The sequence below is a fragment of the Flavobacterium sp. UM26 genome, from assembly GCF_057922445.1.
Map to the genome: position 1 here is coordinate 336,121 of NZ_JBVHCY010000003.1, position 21,489 is coordinate 357,609.

General features: G+C 32.8%; 21 protein-coding genes. 11 read left to right on the top strand and 10 right to left on the bottom strand.

All coding sequences use genetic code 11. From position 1 onward, the window contains the following. Nucleotides 1-128: 128 nt before the first annotated feature. The 11 genes from ACZ1AQ_RS05895 (at nucleotide 129) to ACZ1AQ_RS05945 (ending at nucleotide 11,363) form a co-directional block, all read left to right on the top strand. A complete protein-coding gene (locus ACZ1AQ_RS05895; RefSeq protein ID WP_489632013.1) occupies nucleotides 129-923 on the top strand; it encodes an outer membrane protein assembly factor BamD in 795 nt (264 codons plus the stop codon). A gap of 8 nt (nucleotides 924-931) precedes the next feature. Then, nucleotides 932-1,249, top strand: coding sequence for a DNA-directed RNA polymerase subunit omega (locus ACZ1AQ_RS05900; protein WP_026709525.1), 318 nt, complete (start codon nucleotides 932-934; stop codon nucleotides 1,247-1,249). 8 nt (nucleotides 1,250-1,257) lie between these two features. Next, complete coding sequence (gene coaBC / locus ACZ1AQ_RS05905; RefSeq protein WP_489632014.1) at nucleotides 1,258-2,514, top strand: bifunctional phosphopantothenoylcysteine decarboxylase/phosphopantothenate--cysteine ligase CoaBC; 1,257 nt, start codon at nucleotides 1,258-1,260, stop codon at nucleotides 2,512-2,514. A 50-nt stretch (nucleotides 2,515-2,564) separates the two neighbouring features. Then, nucleotides 2,565-3,455 (top strand): type IX secretion system protein PorD, encoded by an 891-nt coding sequence (porD, locus tag ACZ1AQ_RS05910; RefSeq protein ID WP_489632015.1) that lies wholly within the window; start codon nucleotides 2,565-2,567, stop codon nucleotides 3,453-3,455. A gap of 52 nt (nucleotides 3,456-3,507) precedes the next feature. Further along, complete coding sequence (gene recN, locus ACZ1AQ_RS05915) at nucleotides 3,508-5,160, top strand: DNA repair protein RecN (protein ID WP_489632016.1); 1,653 nt, start codon at nucleotides 3,508-3,510, stop codon at nucleotides 5,158-5,160. 92 nt (nucleotides 5,161-5,252) lie between these two features. Next, nucleotides 5,253-6,443: an enoyl-ACP reductase FabV gene (fabV, locus tag ACZ1AQ_RS05920; protein WP_489632017.1), complete on the top strand. Its 1,191-nt coding sequence runs from the start codon at nucleotides 5,253-5,255 to the stop codon at nucleotides 6,441-6,443. Between the two features lie 92 nt (nucleotides 6,444-6,535). Next, on the top strand, nucleotides 6,536-7,342 hold the full coding sequence (locus tag ACZ1AQ_RS05925; protein WP_489632018.1) for an enoyl-ACP reductase FabI: 807 nt from the start codon (nucleotides 6,536-6,538) through the stop codon (nucleotides 7,340-7,342). A gap of 58 nt (nucleotides 7,343-7,400) precedes the next feature. Then, nucleotides 7,401-8,405 (top strand): glycosyltransferase family 2 protein, encoded by a 1,005-nt coding sequence (locus ACZ1AQ_RS05930; RefSeq protein ID WP_489632019.1) that lies wholly within the window; start codon nucleotides 7,401-7,403, stop codon nucleotides 8,403-8,405. Continuing rightward, entirely contained in the window at nucleotides 8,405-8,980 is a 576-nt protein-coding gene (gene coaE / locus ACZ1AQ_RS05935; RefSeq protein ID WP_489632020.1) for a dephospho-CoA kinase, read from the top strand. Before ACZ1AQ_RS05930 ends, coaE begins: the two co-directional genes overlap by 1 nt. Before the next feature lie 79 nt (nucleotides 8,981-9,059). Further along, nucleotides 9,060-10,643, top strand: a complete 1,584-nt coding sequence (locus tag ACZ1AQ_RS05940) for a sensor histidine kinase (protein WP_489632021.1) — start codon at nucleotides 9,060-9,062, stop codon at nucleotides 10,641-10,643. A gap of 3 nt (nucleotides 10,644-10,646) precedes the next feature. Continuing rightward, a complete protein-coding gene (locus ACZ1AQ_RS05945; protein WP_489632022.1) occupies nucleotides 10,647-11,363 on the top strand; it encodes a response regulator transcription factor in 717 nt (238 codons plus the stop codon). Between the two features lie 38 nt (nucleotides 11,364-11,401). On the opposite strand, the gene ACZ1AQ_RS05950 is transcribed toward ACZ1AQ_RS05945, so the two are convergent. From ACZ1AQ_RS05950 to ACZ1AQ_RS05995, 10 genes are all read right to left on the bottom strand, one after another. After that, nucleotides 11,402-12,142 carry an acyl-[acyl-carrier-protein] thioesterase gene (locus ACZ1AQ_RS05950; RefSeq protein WP_489632023.1) on the bottom strand — a complete coding sequence of 247 codons (741 nt, stop codon included), beginning with the start codon at nucleotides 12,140-12,142 and terminating at the stop codon, nucleotides 11,402-11,404. Between the two features lie 176 nt (nucleotides 12,143-12,318). Further along, nucleotides 12,319-13,239, bottom strand: a complete 921-nt coding sequence (gene miaA / locus ACZ1AQ_RS05955; protein ID WP_489632024.1) for a tRNA (adenosine(37)-N6)-dimethylallyltransferase MiaA — start codon at nucleotides 13,237-13,239, stop codon at nucleotides 12,319-12,321. A gap of 153 nt (nucleotides 13,240-13,392) precedes the next feature. Beyond that, entirely contained in the window at nucleotides 13,393-14,754 is a 1,362-nt protein-coding gene (locus ACZ1AQ_RS05960) for an exonuclease domain-containing protein (protein ID WP_489632025.1), read from the bottom strand. Between the two features lie 104 nt (nucleotides 14,755-14,858). Then, complete coding sequence (locus tag ACZ1AQ_RS05965; RefSeq protein WP_489632026.1) at nucleotides 14,859-15,518, bottom strand: YggS family pyridoxal phosphate-dependent enzyme; 660 nt, start codon at nucleotides 15,516-15,518, stop codon at nucleotides 14,859-14,861. Between the two features lie 218 nt (nucleotides 15,519-15,736). Next, nucleotides 15,737-17,980 (bottom strand): M1 family metallopeptidase, encoded by a 2,244-nt coding sequence (locus ACZ1AQ_RS05970; RefSeq protein ID WP_489632027.1) that lies wholly within the window; start codon nucleotides 17,978-17,980, stop codon nucleotides 15,737-15,739. Between the two features lie 61 nt (nucleotides 17,981-18,041). After that, the gene (locus ACZ1AQ_RS05975; protein ID WP_489632028.1) at nucleotides 18,042-18,545 is read right to left on the bottom strand and encodes a DUF6702 family protein; all 504 of its coding nucleotides are present in this window, start codon (nucleotides 18,543-18,545) and stop codon (nucleotides 18,042-18,044) included. After that, complete coding sequence (gene bamP, locus ACZ1AQ_RS05980; protein WP_489632029.1) at nucleotides 18,542-19,306, bottom strand: BamP family beta-barrel-assembly machinery protein; 765 nt, start codon at nucleotides 19,304-19,306, stop codon at nucleotides 18,542-18,544. Before bamP ends, ACZ1AQ_RS05975 begins: the two co-directional genes overlap by 4 nt. After that, a complete protein-coding gene (locus ACZ1AQ_RS05985; RefSeq protein ID WP_489632030.1) occupies nucleotides 19,275-20,003 on the bottom strand; it encodes a hypothetical protein in 729 nt (242 codons plus the stop codon). The genes bamP and ACZ1AQ_RS05985 overlap by 32 nt, the downstream gene beginning before the upstream one ends. Further along, entirely contained in the window at nucleotides 19,990-20,712 is a 723-nt protein-coding gene (locus tag ACZ1AQ_RS05990) for a peptidase associated/transthyretin-like domain-containing protein (protein WP_489632031.1), read from the bottom strand. Before ACZ1AQ_RS05990 ends, ACZ1AQ_RS05985 begins: the two co-directional genes overlap by 14 nt. Continuing rightward, nucleotides 20,702-21,460, bottom strand: a complete 759-nt coding sequence (locus ACZ1AQ_RS05995) for a carboxypeptidase-like regulatory domain-containing protein (protein WP_489632032.1) — start codon at nucleotides 21,458-21,460, stop codon at nucleotides 20,702-20,704. The genes ACZ1AQ_RS05990 and ACZ1AQ_RS05995 overlap by 11 nt, the downstream gene beginning before the upstream one ends. Nucleotides 21,461-21,489 lie beyond the last annotated feature (29 nt).

Below are 21,489 nucleotides of genomic sequence, written 5' to 3' on the forward strand. Positions count from 1 at the left end.
CAAAAAAGTAGGCTTTTTTTTAAATAAAAATATATTTTGTAGTCGCTAAATTAATAACTAAATTTGCCACCCAAAGTTGAGTTTGATTTATAACTATTTGGTGCTAAATTGTAATAAAAGTAAAATAAATGAAGAAAATAGTTGCATTATTAATTCTTGCCCTTGCTTTAGGTTCTTGCGGAGAATATCAAAAGGCATTAAAATCTGAAGATATTGGGGTTAAGTATGAATTAGCAGAAAAGCTATACGATGCAGGGAAATATTCCAAGGCTATTAGACTTTTTGAACAAATAGCTCCAGCTTACAGAGGGAAACCTCAAGCAGAGAAAATGTTTTACATGTACTCTCAAGCTTATTATAAAACCAAACAATATTATTTGGCTGGTTATCAGTTTGAAAGTTTTGCTTCTAATTATCCTAGAAGTGAAAAAGTGCAAGAAGCTTCTTATTTGGGAGCTAAATGTTATTCTATGCTTTCTCCAGTATATAGCTTAGATCAAGTAGATACATTCAAAGCAATTGAGAAATTACAAGCTTTTATTGATAATTATCCCAACTCAGATTATTTAGCAGAAGCGAATAAAACGATGCGTACTTTGAATGAAAAAATTGAAAAGAAAGTCTACGAGAATGCTATTGGTTACAATACCATTATGGATTATAAGTCAGCTTTAGTTGCTTTAGATAATTTTATTGCAGATTACCCAGGAACTCCATTAAAAGAAAAGGCGTTGTACTACAAGTTAGATTCTGCCTATCACCTAGCTATTAACAGTGTTCCTGAGAAGATGGAAGAAAGACTACAAGTAGCGAAATTGGCTCATGCAACTTTAATGCGTTACAAAGCAGATACTGAATACAAAGAAAAAGCTGATGAAATGTTGGCTAGAATTGAAAACGATTTACAAAAATTTACTAAATAAAAAAAGTCATGGATTTAAAGAAGACGAATGCTCCAGTAAATACAATTACCTACAACAAAACTGTAATTGAAGAACCAACTGGTAATGTATATGAAGCAATAACCATTATGGCTAAAAGAGCAAATCAAATCAATTCTGAAATTAAAAAAGAATTGACCGAGAAGCTAGAAGAGTTTGCTACTTATAATGACAGTCTTGAAGAAGTTTTTGAAAATAAGGAACAAATTGAAGTTTCTAAATTTTATGAAAAATTACCAAAACCACACGCATTAGCGGTACAAGAGTGGTTGGATGGAAAAATCTACCATAGAGATTCAAACAAATAATAGTATTGATGTCAGTTTTAAAAGGCAAAAAGGTTTTACTAGGAATATCTGGTGGAATTGCAGCCTATAAAACCGCTTCGTTAGTACGACTTTTTATAAAAGCAGGTGCACAGGTCCAAGTGATTATGACACCTGCTTCTAAGGATTTTGTCACACCATTGACATTATCCGTTTTGTCCAAAAATCCTGTTTATTCTACTTTTTTTGATAAAGAAACTGCCGATACTTTAACTCAACAAGAAGAGGCTAAAGAATTATGGAATAATCATGTAGAGTTGGGGCTTTGGGCTGATATTATGCTAGTTGCTCCGGCAACCGCTAATACTATGTCTAAAATGGCAAATGGTGTTTGTGATAATTTACTATTAGCGGTATATCTTTCTTCTAAGTGTCCAGTTTATTTTGCTCCCGCAATGGATTTGGATATGTATAAGCATCCTTCTACACTTTCTAGTTTTCAAAAGTTACAACAGTTTGGTAATATAATGATTCCAGCTGAAAGTGGTGAGTTAGCAAGTGGGCTTTCTGGTGAAGGACGTATGGCAGAACCTGAGAATATTATTGCTTTTATTGAAGCAGATATTGAAAAAAAACTACCCCTATACAATAAATCAATTTTGATTACTGCAGGACCAACTTATGAAGCGATTGATCCTGTCCGTTTTATAGGAAATCATTCTTCTGGTAAGATGGGGTTCGATATTGCCAATAGAGCTGCAGAGTTAGGTGCTAAAGTTTATCTTGTTTCAGGGCCAACACATTGTAAGCCTTTGTATTCTTCGATTAGTGTTTTTTCCGTACTTTCTGCCCAAGAAATGTATGAAAAATGCCATGAGTTGTATGATGTAGTCGATGTAGCTATTGCTGCGGCTGCCGTAGCGGATTACAGACCTAAAATGGTAGCTGATCAGAAAATCAAGAAATCGGCAGAAAATTTTGTTATTGAATTAGAGAAGACCCAAGATATTTTAGCTTCTTTAGGTGCTTGCAAAAAAAATCAATTTTTAATTGGATTTGCATTAGAGACTCAGAATGAAATTGAAAATGCCAAGATTAAAATTCAAAAAAAGAATTTGGATTTAATTGTTTTGAATTCTTTACGAGATGAAGGGGCTGGTTTTGGTAAATCCACGAATAAGATTACCTTTATTGACAAGAATTTTGCTGTAGAACCCATGGATTTAAAATCTAAAACTGCAGTAGCTATCGATATCATCGACAAAGTATGTGAACATTTTACACAACAAAAAGATAATTTAAAATAGTATACTTTTTCGATTTATTAGCCGTTTCTAACCAAACAATACTTTTGAATATGTATAGATTTATAGGGGTCTTTTTCTTGTTTTTTTTCAATACCACTTTTTTATTTGCTCAGCAATTAAATTGTTCCGTAGTTATTAATGCTCAAAAGGTTACAAACACTAATCAGCAATTGATTAAGAATTTAGAATTTGCTTTGAATGAATTTGTAAACAAAACAGATTGGACAGGGCAAGCATTAAAACAAAATGAGAAGATAAAGTGTTCTATGTTTATAACGCTTTCGGCAATTAATTCTGACCAGTTTACAGGAACTATTCAGGTACAGTCCTCTAGGTTGATATATAATTCTACGTATAGTTCTCCCGTACTCAATTTTAATGATAAGGATTTTAATTTCAAATATGTTGAGTTTGAAAATTTGATTTTTAATCCATCTGTTTTTGAATCTAATTTGGTTTCAGTAATCGCGTATTATAGTTACATCATTTTAGGCTTGAATATGGATACTTTTCAAGCGTTTGGGGGGAATACTTTTCTTGAAACTGCTCAAAACATTTTGAATGTGGCGCAACAAGGTGGGTACAAGGGATGGAGTCAAGCAGATGGTGTACAGAATAGATTTTTCTTAACAAACGATTTGTTATCTCCTACTTTTGCACCTTACCGTCAAGCTTTGGCAGATTATCATCAAGGCTTAGATTTGATGAGTTCCGATTTAAAAACAGCTAAAGAAAAAATTAAGACTGCTATTTTAAATTTATCCAAATTGAATCAAACGCGACCAAATGCTTTTCTGACTCGCGTGTTTTTTGATGCCAAAGCTGATGAAATAGTGTTAATTTTTTCGGGAGGACCTAGTATAACTATTTCTGATTTAGTCGATACATTAAATAAAATATCTCCCATGAATTCCAGTAAATGGAGTCAAATTAAATACTAATAAAACCTATATTTTTGCAGTATATTAGTAGCTTTATTCAAAACTTATTTTAATGATAACCTCACTTTCTATCAAAAATTTTGCTTTAATAGATCAACTAGCGATTGATTTTACTAATGGATTATCTATCATTACGGGTGAAACAGGAGCAGGTAAATCTATTATTTTAGGAGCTCTGGGATTAGTTTTAGGTAAAAGAGCTGATTTGTCTTCTCTAAAAAACACTGATGAAAAATGCGTTATTGAGGCTCAATTTGATATTTCAAAGTACAATTTGTTATCTTTTTTTGAGGCAAATGATTTAGACTACGACGCACAAACCATCATTCGTAGAGAAATTTTACCTACCGGAAAATCTAGAGCTTTCATCAATGATAGTCCAGTAAATCTTCAGGAATTACAAGCTTTAAGCCTTTTTTTAATAGATATTCATTCGCAGCAACAAACACAAGAGTTATCTGATGAAGATGTCCAATTTAAAATTATCGATGCGATTGCTGATAATAAGAATGAACTTGAACAATATCAGGAAATTCTAAAAAAATACAAAAACAATAAATCTCAATTGGTTTCGCTACAAAGAAAACAAGGCGAATCTCTTAAAGAACAAGAATATCATTCTTTTTTATTAGATGAATTGTTATCAGCCAAATTAATTGATGGGGAACAAGAACAATTAGAAGAGGATTTTGAACGATTAAATAATGTTGAAAGTATCAAAGAATCTATTGATAAAGCGCTACTCATAGCTCATGAAGAGGAAATTGGTGCCTTACATCATTTAAAGGAAATCAAAAGTACACTCCAGCGAATAGCTCCTTTTGGAAGTAAGTATCAAGAATTGCTTGAGCGGATGAATAGTATTATTATTGAGTTTGATGATATTACTTTGGAATTGAACCAGCATGCAGAACAGTTACTAAACGATCCTGAAAAATTAGAGTATACGAATCAAAAGTTACAGTTGATTTATACTTTAGAAAAAAAGCATCAGGTTAAGACAGTAGCTGAATTATTGGTAATTCAAAATGAGTTAGATCAATCTTTGGTGTCGATTAGTAATCTCGAATCTGAAATTAACAAGCTCCAGGAGCTTATTACTAAAAATGAACAAGAATTAGATGCATTGGCACAAGTAATTCATGAGAAGAGAGGACAAGCCATTCCTGTTTTGACTGAAAAAATGATTCAGATTTTGGAAAAATTAGGAATGCCTAATGTGCGTTTTAAAATAGATTTAAATTTAGTGCCAACTTTTTTTTCTAATGGAAAAGAAGAATTACAATTTCTGTTTTCGGCTAATAAAGGGGGAGAGTTTGGGTTATTAAAAAAAGTAGCTTCAGGTGGAGAAATGTCAAGAATTATGTTGGCTGTCAAAGCTATATTAGCACAATATTCTAAATTACCTACTTTGATTTTTGATGAAATAGATACGGGTGTTTCTGGCGAAATTGCCATTAGAATGGGAGAAATTATGAAACAAATGAGTACAAGTATGCAAGTTTTTGCGATTACTCATTTACCACAAATTGCAGCTAAAGGAGATTCGCATTTTAAAGTAGCTAAAAGTACAGCAGGAGAAGTAACTAGTTCTGAATTGAAGTTGTTAACCGAAGAGGAAAGAGTGCTTGAAATTGCTCAAATGCTCTCTGGAACCGTTGTTTCTGAATCGGCTCTAAATCATGCCAAAGCCTTGCTGAACTAAAAAAATGGGCTATATTTGTTGATTCATAAAAAGACCACTGTTCAAAAAAAAATTAATAGCTTTTTTATTTTACAAAAAGAAATTTCAATACTATGATTATAGAACCAAGAATGAGAGGATTTATTTGTTTGACATCTCACCCAGATGGATGCGAACAAAATGTAAAAAATCAAATAGAATACATCAAATCAAAAGGCACAATAGCTGGAGCCAAAAAAGTTTTAGTAATTGGTGCTTCAACAGGATTTGGATTAGCTTCAAGAATTACTAGTGCTTTCGGGTCGAATGCTGCAACAATTGGTGTTTTTTTCGAAAAACCAGCTGCTGAAGGTAAAACAGCCTCACCAGGTTGGTACAATTCTGCCGCTTTCGAAAAAGAAGCACACAAAGCCGGTTTGTATGCAAAAAGTATTAATGGTGATGCGTTTTCTAATGAAGTGAAACAACAAACGATTGATTTAATAAAAAAAGACTTAGGTCAAGTTGATTTAGTAGTGTACAGTTTAGCCTCTCCAGTGCGTCAACATCCAGTAACAGGAGTTTTACATAGATCTACTTTAAAACCTATTGGAGGTGTTTATTCTAATAAAACAGTTGATTTTCATTCAGGTAAAGTGTCTGAAATTTCAATCCAACCTTGTGAAGGTGATGATATTGAAAATACAGTTGCTGTAATGGGAGGTGAAGATTGGTCTATGTGGATTGAGGCTTTAAAAGCAGAGAATTTATTAGCTGAAGGCGCAATGACTGTTGCTTATTCATATATTGGGCCTGCTTTGACAGAAGCTGTTTATAGAAAAGGTACTATTGGTCGTGCAAAAGACCATTTAGAAGCAACTGCATTTACAATCGCTGATAGTTTGAAGGATATAAATGGAAAAGCTTTTGTTTCTGTAAATAAAGCCTTGGTAACACAAGCAAGTTCCGCTATTCCAGTAATTCCATTGTATATTTCTTTGTTGTATAAAATCATGAAAGAAAAAGGAATTCATGAAGGTTGTATCGAGCAAATTCAACGTTTGTATAGCGAACGTTTGTATACTAATGCAGACATTCCTACTGATGAAAAAGGACGTATCCGTATCGATGATTGGGAAATGAGAGAAGATGTTCAGGAATTAGTCGCCAAGTTATGGCCTGAGGCTACTACCGAAAATTTATCCGAAATTGGAGATCTAGCAGGATATCGTCATGATTTCTATAATCTATTTGGTTTCGAATTTGACGGAGTAGATTACAAAGCAGAAGCTAACGAATTGGTAAATGTGCCAAGTATAGCATAATAATAAAGAGAAGTTGAAAACACCTTATTTTTGATTTTATTTATAATAAAATACAGAATAGGGTGTTTTTTTATTGACATAAATCTAGACCTATGTATAATTTATTGAAAGGAAAAAAAGGAATTATTTTTGGAGCCTTAGACGAGAATTCTATTGCTTGGAAGACGGCTGAACGCGTCCATGAAGAAGGTGGTGTTTTTGTATTAACTAATGCTCCTGCCTCCATAAGAATGGGGAACATTGATGACTTAGCGCTAAAAACTGGTGCTACTGTGATTCCTGCGGACGCTACTTCAGTTTCTGATTTAGAAAATCTGGTAGATCAAGCTATGAAAATTCTAGGAGGTAAAATAGATTTTGTTTTGCATTCGATTGGAATGTCTGTTAATGTGCGTAAAGGCAATCATTACACCAACCAAAATTATGACTTTACTGAAAAAGGTTGGAATGTTTCAGCAGTTTCTTTTCATAAAGTCCTTCAAGTTCTTTATCACAAAGATGCTATGAACGAGTGGGGAAGTATTGTCGCTTTATCTTATATGGCAGCACAACGTGTTTTTCCTGATTATAATGACATGGCCGATAACAAAGCTTTCTTGGAATCTATAGCAAGAAGTTTTGGTTATTTTTTTGGTAAAAAATCAAAAGTAAGAGTAAATACGATTTCTCAATCTCCAACGGCTACCAAAGCAGGTCATGGCGTAAAAGGGTTCAAAGGGTTTATAAATTATTCAGAAAAGATGTCGCCTTTAGGAAATGCTTCTGCTTTAGATTGTGCCAATTATACGGTTACTTTGTTTTCGGACTTGACACGAAAAGTAACGCTGCAAAATTTGATGCATGACGGTGGTTTTTCTAATGTAGGTGTAAGTCAGGAAATAATGGAAATGTTTGAATAAATAGTATCTTTGCAACTCATTTCAAAACAGCGTTAATTTTAATACCACTTTTTTTACTATGTTTTTTTCTTTAATAATTCCAGTATATAACCGACCGGATGAAGTAGATGAACTTTTAATGAGTTTATCACAAATGCAGTATCATGATGTATACGAAATAGTTATTGTTGAAGATGGATCTACTATCAAATGCCAAGAAGTTCTAGAAAAGTATGCCGATAAATTAAATATCTCTTACTATTTTAAGCCTAATTCAGGTCCAGGTGATTCAAGAAATTTTGGTATGGAAAAAGCAAGGGGAAATTATTTTATCATTTTCGATTCAGATTGCATCATTCCATCTAATTATTTAACAGAAGTTGAAACTTCTCTGAATGAAAATTATGTGGATTGTTTTGGAGGACCTGATAAAGCTTTGGATAGCTTTTCTGATATTCAAAAAGCCATCAATTTTGCTATGACTTCTTTCTTGACTACAGGAGGTATTCGTGGTGGTTCTGAAAAAATAGGTAAATTCCAACCTCGTAGTTTTAATATGGGTTTGTCGCGTAAAGCTTTTGAAATTTCTAAAGGATTTGGAAATATTCATCCAGGAGAAGACCCAGATTTATCCATTCGTTTGTGGGAATTAGGTTTTGAAACCAAATTAATTCCTAACGCATACGTGTATCATAAACGTCGTATTGATTGGGAAAAATTTACGATACAGGTTAATAAGTTTGGAAAAGCAAGACCTATTTTAAATAGTTGGTATCCTAAATACAATAAACTTACTTTCTTTTTTCCTACCTTCTTTATTTTAGGATTTGGTTTTTCCATATTCATGTATTTGTTTAGCCAAAATTTTGATTTTTTATTGCAATTGTATTTTTTATATTTCATTATAATTTTTGTTACTTCTTCAATTCAAAATAAAAGTGTAAAAATTGGATATCTTTCAATGGTGGCTGTATGGAAACAATTTTGGGGATATGGAACTGGTTTTTTGGTATCCTTTATCAAAGTTATTCTCTTGAAACAAAAACCTCAAGAAGCTTTTCCTGAATTATTTTTTAAAGTATAATGACTAAAATTATTGGTTTAACAGGGGGTATTGGTAGTGGAAAAACTACTGTGGCTAATTATTTTAAGGAATTAGGTGTCCCTGTTTATATTGCCGATGATGCTGCTAAAGAAGTCATGCAGTCTGAAGCCATTCTTTCGGCTATCAGACAAACTTTTGGCGATGTAATTTTTGAGAATAAAACTTTGATTCGACCAAAATTAGCTTCGATAGTATTTTCCAACCCAGAAAAATTGCAACAACTCAATGCTATTGTGCATCCTGCAGTAGCCTTGCATTTCAAAGATTGGTTGTCTAATTATCAACAGTTTCCTTTTATTATTTATGAATCTGCCATCCTATTTGAAAGTGGTGGTGATCAAAAATGTGATAAAATTATTACAGTTACTGCTCCTGAAGCTATGAGAATAGAGCGAGTAGTGGAAAGAGATACTACTACAAAAGAACAAGTACTTCAACGTATAAAATCACAATGGACAGATAGTCAGCGTATTGCAAAAAGTGATTTTGTTATCGAGAACACTGATTTTAATAAAACAAAAGCACAAATTGTTAAAATTCTTAAAATTTTATAGAAAAAACAATTTGATGATATAATGTTAATATTTGGTTAATGCATTATTTATTATATTGTTAAAATGTTAATTTTGTGACATGAATAGAATGTTTTTTAGATTATTGGTGCTGTTAATGAGTCTATCCCTTATTGGTATAATTCTTGTGCAGGTTTATTGGTTTAATAACTCTTTTAACAATAATGATGAACAATTCAAATTTCATGTAAAACAAGTCATAGGAAATGTTGCTGAAAAATTAGAGAAACAAGAGGCATATAATTTTTATGACAGGTATAATAAATTAAAAGATAGTACAGGAAGAATTCCACAACGCGAAGATATAATGGAATTCACTTTGGTTCAAAAAAATAAAAAGACCAATAAAACCATTGTTTATTCTAATAGTATTATCTCTGAGGATTATAAAATAAATCCATCGTTCTCAAACGGAAAAAAAGATGATTTAAAGTTTAAAAATTTTAATTCCAAGAGAAAAACTGAAATTTACAATAACAATAGCATTGACAATTCTGGTTATCAGAAAAGTTTGATACCCGATGTTAAAATTGAAAAATCTGGAAATTTAGATATTCTTGACAATGCTCAGTTTGAGATTTCATACAAAGACATAGCTTCGGCTATGCCCATACAAGAAAGAGTTTCTAATGACGTTCTTTATAAATTGATAAAAAAAGAATTAGATGAGAATGGAGTCAATACGCATTTTGAGTTTGGAGTTTATAGTAACGGTCTAGCAACAAAAATACGTTCTGAAAATTTTAGTTATGATAAGGATGCAACGTATTCAACACCAATTTTTACAGATAATGAAGGAGTTGAAAAATATAAGCTGTTGGTAACTTTTCCTCATAAAAAGAAATTTTTATTGTCAGAATTAGTGAGTATTACTGTTTTGTCTATTATTTTCACCTTAATTATTTTGATTGCGTATACCTCTGCTTTGAATCAGTTGATTAGACAAAGACAGATTTCTGAAATAAAAACGGATTTCATTAACAACATGACTCATGAATTCAAAACACCTATTGCGACCATAAATTTAGCTTTAGATGCTATTCGAAATCCAAAAATTATTGAAGATAAAGATAAAGTTTACAAATATCTCGAAATGATTCGAGAGGAAAATAAAAGAATGCACGCACAAGTTGAAAATGTGCTTAGGATTTCAAAGTTAGAAAAGAAAGAATTAGATATAATCAAAGAGCCTATTGATGCTCAAGAAGTTATTGAAGATGCAATTGAGCATGTAAACCTAATTCTTGAAGACAGAGGAGGAACGATTGATTTACATTTTGATGCCACTAGAACAACGGTTTTATTGAATGATTTTCATTTCACCAATGTGATTGTAAACATATTAGAAAATGCCATAAAATACACACCTGGTGTTCCTAAAATTGAAATTTTTACTGAAAACATCAAGGATATGCTTTTGATTAAAGTAAAAGATAATGGTTTAGGAATGAGTAAAGTGGCTCAAAAAAGAGTGTTTGAGAAGTTTTATAGAGAACACACAGGAGATTTACATAATGTTAAAGGACATGGTCTTGGTTTAGCTTATGTAAAACAAATAGTTGAAGACCACAATGGTCAAGTTTATGTAGAAAGCGAAAAGGGTAAAGGAAGTACCTTTATCATAAAGATACCACTAATAAATTAGCTAATGGAAAATGTAAATAAAAAGATTCTACTAGTAGAAGACGATTTGAATTTTGGAGCGGTTTTAAAAGATTATTTGATGCTAAATGACTTTGAGGTTGTTTTGGCCAAAAACGGAATGGAAGGTTTTGAGAAATTTAAGAAAGACAATTATGACCTTTGTATCTTAGATGTAATGATGCCTTACAAAGACGGATATACGCTAGCCAAAGAAATTAGAGAGAAAAATAGCGAAGTGCCAATTATTTTCTTAACCGCTAAAACGATGAAAGAAGATGTAATGAAAGGCTACAAAGCTGGTGCAGATGATTATCTGAACAAACCTTTCGATTCTGAAGTGTTGTTGATGAAAATCAAAGCAATTATTCAAAGAAAATCTTCAGAAGTGAAGACAGATCAAGTACAGTTTGAATTCAATATTGGTAAGTTTCATTTGAACTCCAAATTGAGATTTTTGACTTTCCAAGATCAAGAGCCAATAAAATTATCTCCAAAAGAGAATGAATTGCTTAAAATGCTTATTCTGCATGAAAATGATTTAATGCCAAGAGAACTAGCATTAACAAAAATTTGGAGAGATGACAACTACTTCACCTCAAGAAGTATGGATGTTTACATCGCTAAATTGAGAAAATACCTAAAACCAGATGAAGATGTAGAAATCTTAAACATTCACGGTGAAGGATTCAGATTAGTAGTAAAAAGTAATACTACAGCATAAAACCAAAAAAAGCTTCGAAATTTTTCGAAGCTTTTTTTTTATTTAAAATGCAATTGCAAGGCAAAACAGGTTTTATCTTCCTTTGTAATAGAGAAAATGGTTTCATTTTCTTCAATGTTTTCATGAATTTGAACAGTGTCAGCAAGTGATAATTCTTTTAAAAAATTCATTTCAAAACTATCTACTTTTTGTTTTAACAATAATTTTGGGTCCACCAAATCTAAACACCATTCAAGATATTTAACGTTGTTGGCATGATTTACTATGTCTAAATCCGAGAGGCAAACCGTTTTTTCAAACAAAATTTCTTTTTCATGATGAATGTCTATTTTAGAAAACGTGCTTGCAGTTGCTTTTTTATTAGGATACAATTCAAAATGTTCATAAGGTAAGGCCAATGCTTCAGGACGACGTTTTTGGGTGTTAAAAACTGCCCAAAATGTCTCAGAACCCACTATTTTTTTTCCATTTACATGTACTGCTAGAGCTCTTACCGAGCGTGAATTTTCCAAAGAGTTAATCCAAGTAGTTACCGTAACGGTATCACCCCATTTAGGTAAAGCTTCGATTTCTACTCGCATTCTACTCAATACCCACGCTTGATCAAATTCCTGCATATCAGCAAAGCTAATTCCTCCAAGTTCAGAGTGTGCCGCAGCGGTTAGCTGTAATAAATTACATAATTCAGTATATTTCAAAAAACCATTTGGGGCGCATTGCGTAAAATTGACGTCCCAGTTTTTTGATAAGATTGAAGTAAAATTTGGAGATATAGGCATTTGAAAAAAAAGTTTTAAGATAGAAATAAAGTTAATTAGTAATAATTAGGAGCGAATCATCAGGCTTTTTCAGTAAACATCGTACCCGCCATCATTCCTAAACTTGTGAGCCGAACCCCGGCACACAAGGTTTATCCCTTCTGTCGGGGCTAAAGAGCCAACATTAAGATTTTTTGTTATGTTATTTGTGAATCAATAAAATTTATGATTTCTTTTTTATCTGATAAGTAATCAAACCATCGAGTATGTTCTTTTCGTTTAAACCAAGTGAGTTGTCTTTTTGAAAAACGTCGGGTGTTCTTTTTTATTTCTTCGATAGCAAAAGGCAAATCCCATTCACCATCAAAATGACTGAACAGTTCTCGATATCCTACAGTTTGCAAAGCATTCAGAGCTTGATGTGGATATAAGCTTTGGGCTTCGGAGAGTAAACCTTCTTGCATCATTAGATCTACTCGAAGATTAATTCTGTCATACATTATTTTTCTATCAGCTTCTAAACCAATCAATATTGGAGTAAAATTGCGCTTGTTTTTCTTTTGATTCAAAAACGAAGAATACGGTTTTTTCGTTCCTACACATACCTCTACAAAACGCATCATTCGCTGCGGGTTCAATAAGGTTTGTGGGTTTTCATTAGTTATTCTTTCAAAATAGACAGGGTCCAATGTCTTGAGTTGGTTTTGTAAAAACGTAATTCCGTTTGTTTCGTATTGGGATTGAATTGTAGCTCTTATGTTTGGGTCTATATCTGGAAAAGCATCAAAACCTTTTAAAACCGCATCTACATACAAGCCTGAACCCCCCACCAAAACCACAAAATCATTATTGGTAAACAATTCGTCTATTTTTGAAAGGGCTTCTTTTTCATAGTCTCCAACGGTATAACTCTCAAAAATAGATTTGTTTTGAATAAAATGATGTTTGGCAGCTTTTAATTCTTCCTTGCTAGGTACGGCTGTGCCTATGGTCATTTCTTTAAAAAATTGTCTGCTATCGCATGAAACAATTTCGCAATTATAATGCTGCGCAAGTTGAATACTCAAAGCGGTTTTACCAATAGCGGTGGGTCCTATTATGGTGATTAGATGTTTCATTTTTTTTTAGCCCTGATGGAAATGAAAACCCCGGAGTGATTGGAGTTTGTTTTTTCTTGGTAGAAAAGAGCGACCAACGGAAGCTCCTTTTATGCCTTAGAAAAACTACTCTAATCGCGAGGAGTTGTAATGTACAGCAGGAATAGCTCTTTATTAAAAGTGAATAATCTTTAGTGTTTTACTTTTACGAATTTGGCTTTGGATTATATTTTTAGCATCTCGATTGTTTTGCATAGGCACTAAAATATTTTTTAAGATTTCTGGATTTGTAATCTGATAGTTTAAATCATAAAAAGCATATCCTTTGTAAATTCCGTTTTCAATAAGCACCGCTGAGCGTTCGCTGATGTTGCGTCCTTTGTCTATTACAATCATATTTTGCGTCTCAAAATCATTTTCTTTGAGGAATTGATGGACTCTTTGATTGTATTCTTCGGGGGTGATTTCGCCAATGCAGGCACCGTCACATTCTTTTATGCCGTATTGAAAACATTCTTTTTTGGTTTGGTAAAGACCAGTTAATTTTTGACACAAATGATATTTAGACGTAATCTTGAACAAGGTGTTTTTAGCTTCTTGTAACGATGAAAAAGAGGTGATTTCTTTTTTACGACCATCGTATTTTTGAATTTTTAGGTTCAAATAGCCATTTTTATCTTTCTCGCTATAAAGTGCTAATTGAAAAATGCTTTTGCGTTGTGCGCGGTTCAAAATTGGTTTGTTGACTTTTATTTCTTCACTTTCCTTAAGTAATGCAATCAATTCGCTTCCTGTTTCTTCATAAGTTACCGCAAAAACTTCGGTTTGGATTTTTTTACATTTATTGGATTTCCCCGTAAAATGTTGGTTGATTCTCTTTTTTATGTTTCGGCTTTTGCCAATATAAATTAAGTTGCCTTTGTCGTTATGGATGTAGTAAATACCTGTTTTTGAAGGCATACTTTGTACAATATCCAAGAGTTTTGGAGCGATTCCTTTTTCGATTTCGGTTTTGATTAGCTCTTTTATGATTGTTTTTTCGACATCTTTTTCGAGTAGCAATTTAAAGAGTTTTACGGTGGCCATTGCGTCTCCGCTAGCACGATGTCTATCCGCCATTGGAATTCCCAATGCTCGGACTAATTTTCCTAAGCTGTGCGAAGGTTGTTCTGGTAATAGTTTTTGAGACAATTCAACAGTGCAAAGAGTTTTTAAATTGAAATCATAGCCCAATCTTCGAAATTCAGTTCTTAAGATTCTATAGTCAAAACTGGCATTGTGCGCGACCAAAACACAGTCGGATGTAATTTCGATTATTCGTTTGGCAACTTCAAAAAACTTTGGAGCAGAACGCAACATAGCATTGTTTATGCCAGTAAGCTTTACTACAAAGGGTTGAATTGGAATTTCGGGATTGACAAGACTTATAAACTGGTCTACGATTTCGTGTCCGTCAAATTTATAAATCGCAATCTCTGTGATTCCTTCTTCGTTAAATTGTCCTCCTGTGGTTTCTATGTCAAGTATTGCGTACATAGCCCCCTAACCCCCAATGGGGGAATATATTTGGTTAATATCTAAAATTATTTTCGTCATAATTACAATTTTTATTTTTCCCCCCTTTGGGGCTTAGGGGGCTTTTATCTTCCGCCAAAGATACTACTTCCGATTCTAACCATAGTGCTGCCGCATGCTATAGCTAGTGGATAATCGCCTGACATTCCCATTGAGATGGTATTCAGTTGGCAGTTTTTAAGCTCTATTTTTTGTAGGCTATCAAAAATAGATTTCAAGTGGGTAAACTCTTTTTTGATTTGGGTTTGATTATCCGTAAAGGTAGCCATTCCCATTAATCCTACTATTCTAATATTGTTCATCTGATTAAAAGTAGAAGAGTTGAGTAAACTTTGTAATTCTACTTCGTCCAGACCAAATTTTGATTCTTCTTCGGCGATATAAATTTGCAATAAGCAATCAATAATTCGGTTATTTTTTAATGCTTGTTTATTTATTTCTTCTAATAATTTTAAGCTATCGACTCCATGAATTAATGTTACGAACGGAGCCATATATTTCACCTTATTGGTTTGAACATGGCCAATCATGTGCCATTCAATATCTTTTGGCATTTGTTCCCATTTGTCGACCATTTCTTGGATTTTATTTTCTCCAAAAATGCGTTGCCCCGCTGTGTATGCTTCCATTAAATCGGTTACGGGTTTTGTTTTTGAAACCGCTACAAGTGTAACGTTTTCAGGAAGCGATTCTTTTATCTTTAATAAGTTTTCAGCTATTGCCATTTTGTTAGTATTAATTCTTCTTAAGAATGTTTTCCTTCATTTAGGAACACAAAGCAAACTTATTAAATTAATACTTGTTTTCATTCATAGCAGCTTGTCTTCTTTTATCAGTGACTAAAATTTATCTTTTATTTAACGATTTTGATTAGTGTACTTATTAATAAAATAAAACAAGCCCGATAGATTCGGGCTTGTTTCGTATAAATGTTATTGTTTACTTAATCAAATTTTGATTTTATTTCTGCTTTTGGCCAACTGTTGTTGGTAACATCAATGTCTGCAGTTTCTAATTTTGGGTCGATTTGTATTTTTTTAATTGCTTTTGAAGTAGCGTATACTTTTTTGGCAGTATCATTGTTTTTTCTCCAAATTTGTGCTGGATATTTGAAGTTTTCAGTAGTACCATCCTCATAAGTTAGTTCTACTAAAATTGGCATAATTAACCCACCAGGTTTGTTGAATTCTACTTCGTAAAAATATTTAGGTGCATTTAATGCAGCTTTTTCTTCAGCAGTTAGTTTTTCGTTTACATAGTCGGCTAGTAACTTGAATTCATCAACTTTTAATGCTTTTTTATCTGATTCTTTTAATTCGGCATTTGTTCCTTCAACCAAATATACAAATGGTCCTTTTTCTTCACCAAAACGTCCTCTTCTTACTTTTGAATTTTTTAATTCGGTTGTAGGCGTATCAGTTACATAATATTGCTTTACTTCATTTATTCCTATGTCAACAAAGTCGGTTGAGTAAAACCAACCTCTCCAAAACCAGTCTAAGTCAAATGCAGAAGCATCTTCCATAGTTCTGAAAAAGTCTTCAGGTGTAGGGTGTTTGAATTTCCAACGGTTCGCGTAAGTTTTGAATGCGTGATCGAATAATTCACGCCCCATAACTGTTTCTCTCAAGATATTCAATGCAGTCGCAGGTTTACCGTAGGCATTATTTCCAAATTGAATAATGCTTTCTGAGTTACTCATAATTGGTTCTAGAAACTTTTGATCTCCACTCATGTAAGGAACAATGTTTTTTGCTGGTCCTCTTCTTGATGGGAAATTGGTTCCTAATTCTTGCTCGGCCATATATTCCATAAAAGAGTTCAAACCTTCATCCATCCATGTCCACTGACGTTCATCAGAATTTACAATCATAGGGAAGAAGTTATGTCCAACCTCATGAATAATTACGCCAATCATTCCATTTTTTACTTGTGGACTAGTTACGCCATTTGCGTCAGGACGACCAAAATTCCAACAAATCATTGGGTATTCCATACCTTGGTCTTCAGCCGAAACAGATACTGCTTTTGGATAAGGATAATCGAATGTATGTGATGAATAACTTTTTAATGTATGGGCAACGGTTCTGGTTGAAGTTTCTCCCCACAGCGGATTGGCTTCTTTTGGATATACAGAAGTAGCCATTACTGTTTTTCCGCCAAGTTTTACTGCCATTGCATCAAAAATGAATTTTCTTGAAGTAGCAATTCCAAAATCTCTTACATTTTTGGCGCTAAATTTCCATGTTTTCTTTTGAGAAGAAAAACCTTTTTCAGCAGCTTCAGCTTCAGCTTGAGTTACGATTACTACTGGGTTATCATAAGTCTTTTTAGCTAACTCATAACGTTTCAGTTGCTCAGCAGTAAAAACTTCTGCTGGGTTCAATAATTCGCCAGTTGCTTCCATAACGTGATCAGCAGGAACAGTGATGTTTACGTCAAAATCTCCAAATGGCAATGCAAATTCTCCGCTTCCCCAAAATTGTTGGTTTTGCCATCCTTCTACGTCATTGTAAACGGCCATTCTTGGATAAAATTGAGCAATTACATACAATTTGTTGCCATCTTTTTCAAAGAATTCATAACCTGAACGCCCCCCATCTTGTTGGTAGTTGTTGATGTTGTACCACCATTTTACAGAGAAAGTGATTTTTTCTCCTGGTTTCATTGGTGTTGGTAAATCAATACGCATCATGGTTTGATTTACTGTATAAGTCATTGGATTACCTTTGGCATCTTTTACATACTCTAACTTAAATCCTCGGGCAAGGCCTTGTTTTAGGTATTCATTAGCAAATTTACTTGGAGTCATGGTTGCCTCAATTCTTTCACTCTCAGCCAGCGGTGATTGTGAATTTTTAGCGGCTTGATTTTGGTCCATTTGTAACCAAAGGTATTCTAGTTTGTCAGGAGAATTATTGTAATAAGTAATGGTTTCTGCACCACTTATTCTTGAATTTTTGTCATCTAATTCGATGTCTATTTTGTAATCCGCTTGTTGTTGATAATAGGCTGGTCCTGGGGCTCCTGCTGCAGTACGAAACATGTTTGGAGTTGCCAATAAATCATACATTTGGCTAAACTTATTAGTGTCGTATTTGCCTTGTTGTTTTGGTGGTGTTGGGGTGGTTTTTTCTTGGGCAAATAGCATTGCCGGAAAGAGTAAGAGTAGGGTAGCTTTTTTCATAAATAAAATAGAAATTTAAGTCCGTGAAAATAGCAATTTTAACGGAACTACTTTCTTTTTATTAGTACTTTAACATTTGTATCTTTGATGAATCACTAAAGTTTAAGCTGTTTTTGGTGCCATTTGCTGTAAAATGCATAATGTTTTGTTGATCTGAGTTCCAATCCATCAATAAAGAATTCTGAATGTTTAAGTTTTGAATTTTTGTGATTTCTTTAATTGTCAGATAAGTAACCAGAACATCTTCTTCAACTTCGCTTGATATGTAGTTTAGTGATTGAGATTGTCCATTTACTTTTAGAATTAAATTTTCTGAAAAGTATTTTTTTAGCAAAATCAGTTCCTCAGGTTTTTCAGTACCTATTCCAATAGAAGTTTTTTTATGGTATTTTTTTTCTAAAGCTTTGTTTAAATCATCTAAGAAAATTCGTGAAGTGATTTGAATTCTTTTCTTTTCAGGGACAAATTGAACTTGAAATATAGCCACATAAAACTTATGCATCTCAAAGGATGAAAGGCTAATGGTTAAAAGGAATAGTGCAAAGAATAAAACTGTTTTTTTCATTTTTCAAAAGTAGTTAAACTTTTAAATTCTTTGTTCTTGCTAATCAAAAAATCATGCAACTGAAACGAATCGTTTTGAGTCAAAATAGCTACAGCGTTTTTATCTGCTTCACAAAAAGAAAGAAATAAGATGATTTCTTCTTCTTTTAGTTGTAATGTTTTTGAAAAAAAGTCAGGGTGTACGCTATTGATTACTTCTACATAGTAATTGATGGGTTTTTCTTCTCTGTCTTTTTGTAATGGTTTCTTTTTAAATAACTTTTTGACATCCTTAAAAAGTCGAACAAAGTCAGTTCCGTTAGCAATTGTTGTTGGCGGCATCAATGGGTTGGTAGGAGATGATTGCGCGTCATCATAGTATTTTCTATCTATATACTTTTGCATATTAGGATTTAAAGGCCGAATCTCTTTTTGATTCAGAACAATAACTTCCTTTAACTCGTTATCAAATAATTCAAGTTCTATTTCTAAAAAGGGAAGTTCGAAATTTTTGCTGCTAAGAATTACTTTTTTTGGCATACAAGCCAAACTGGCAAATAGTAAAGTGTCTTTAGGTTGAGCCAAAATTTCAAAATATCCTTGCTCCGAAATTACCGATCTTGTTTTAGAACTCAAATTGACAACAGAACCATTTACAACAGCTCCCATACTATTGGCTACTTTTCCTTTTAAGTTGCTTCTTTCTTGTGAAAAAGTGATTCCAACAGAAAAAAAGAAGTACAATATTAATTTATAGTTTTCCTTCATTGCTATTGAGTTCATTAAAGGTCGAGGCTAATTGAAGCATAGCCACCAGCATTTGGGCTTTGTTATTGGTTTCTAATAATTTGGCAAAGCTTTTGTTTTCAATGCAATAATATTGAAAGGTATTGATTTTGTCAGCAGCAATATGAAATGATTTTGTGTAAAAATCACTAGTAAATAAGCGTTTTAATTTGGCTAAATTGGTTTCTTTTTTCTCTACTTCTAGTTCTTTTTTGAGCATTTCTTTCCTGCCAGAAAGCATATTGATTAAACCTCCTATACCGCCAGAGTTAGCTTTTAATCTTCGTTCAGCTACGGTATACGATTTTTGGTTTTTGGGAATAATCCCAAGATCTCGAGCATTGATATTAGCATATTGATTGATAATTACTTCGTCTAACTCGATGCCTTTTGGAATCATTTCTATGCTAATAAAGTCTTCACAAAAATCATTGGCTTGAATTACTTTTTGATAGGCTTCAAAACTTTTGGATGCAAAAAATAAAACATCGTTGATTGCTGCCTCAATAGTGAATTCCCCGTTTTCATTTACTCTTGCGCTTTTTTCAGAATGTAAGTTGACCACTTCTATTTCTGTAAAAACACCTGAACTGGCTAAAATTCTTCCTCGGATTGTTTTTACCTCTTTTGCTTGACCTAAAATACATTGAGTCGCTAAAAAGAAAAAAAGCGTTTTCGTTTTATTTATTTTCATCTGAAATGATTTGATTGTAGCGTTCGGCAAGTTTGATAATCAAAAACTCACTCATTGTTTTGTTTTTGGTCTTCATCGAGTTGATAAAAGCTTGATCCTCGATGCAGAAATACTGAAACCCTTTAATGTAATCTTTGGGGATTTTGAGTTTTTGTATGTAAAATTCCTCTTCAAAAAGGTATTCTATTTTATCAAGGAGTTTTTCTTTTCTTTCTACAAGCACTTCTTTTTTGAGCATTGCAGTTCTTCCAGAAATGCCATTCAAAATTCCATCAAGGCTACCTTTTGTGGCGGTTTGTAATTTTCTTTCAGCAGGAGTAAAATGTTTGGTTGCGCTAGGGATGCCAAGTTTTTCTGCAGAAATCTCTGGATGACTATTGATGGTTATGTTTTTAAGAACGATACTTTTTAATGTCATTTCTATTTTTAGCTCTTTATTCGAAAGGTCTGCTTTGGTAATGACTTTTGTTAAGGTTTCAAGATTAACTGCACTAAAGACAACAATATCTCCTTCTTTGGCTGGAATTCTGAAATAACCTTCAATTCTACTAGTGGTTGCTTGTCGAGTAGCTTCGTTCCTGATATTTACTCCATCAATAAAATTAGATTCTACCGAAATTCTACCCTGAATTGTTCCTTCAGTAAGTGTTTGTCCCACAAAAATTGATGTCCAAAAAAGTAATAGTAAAAGGGTAAAATTATTCTTCACTGGATAGGTTTTTGTTAAATGTCACCGCCAATTCACTCATTAATAGTTCTAATTGTTGTTTGTTTCCCGAAGTTAGATAAGAAACTAAAAATTGATTTTCTATACAAAAATACCGAAATGCATTTATGTACATTTTTGTAATTTTTAAATTCATGATATAAAAATCATCGGGGTAAAGCGCTTTTAATCGGTCTAATAAACGTTCTTTTTTTTCAATTTCAAGTTCTTTTTTTAATTTTTTAGTTCTACCTGATATTTTGTTGATTATTGGGTCTAATGGTAAAGTTCCACCTAAGATACTCAAAAGATGTATGGGTTTAAAATCTCCAGCAGTTTTTAAACGTCTTTCAGCAGGAGTGTATTTTTTTTGATTTTCTGGAATGATTCCTAGCTTTTCGGCAGTAATTGAATTGTTTTTAATAATCACTTCGTTTAAATCTATTGTTTTTGAGGTCATATTTACTATTAAATTATTGCTTTGATAGTCGCTTTTGGTGATTTTTTTTCTTTTTGTTTCAACATTTATTGATGAAAAATGTAAAATATCTCCTAATTGACATTTAATGGTAAAACGTCCATCGGTATTTGAATTCGTTACTTCGTTTGAGCGTTCATTTTTTATCAATACACCTTCAATTCCTTTGTTGTTTAAGATTACAGTTCCTGATAAAATCATTTCCTTTTGCGGCTGCCCTTTAGCAATAGTTACAATGGTTATCTGAAAAAGTAATGTCAACCAAAATTTCATTTCATCTTTTAAATTCAATTGTGGTAAAA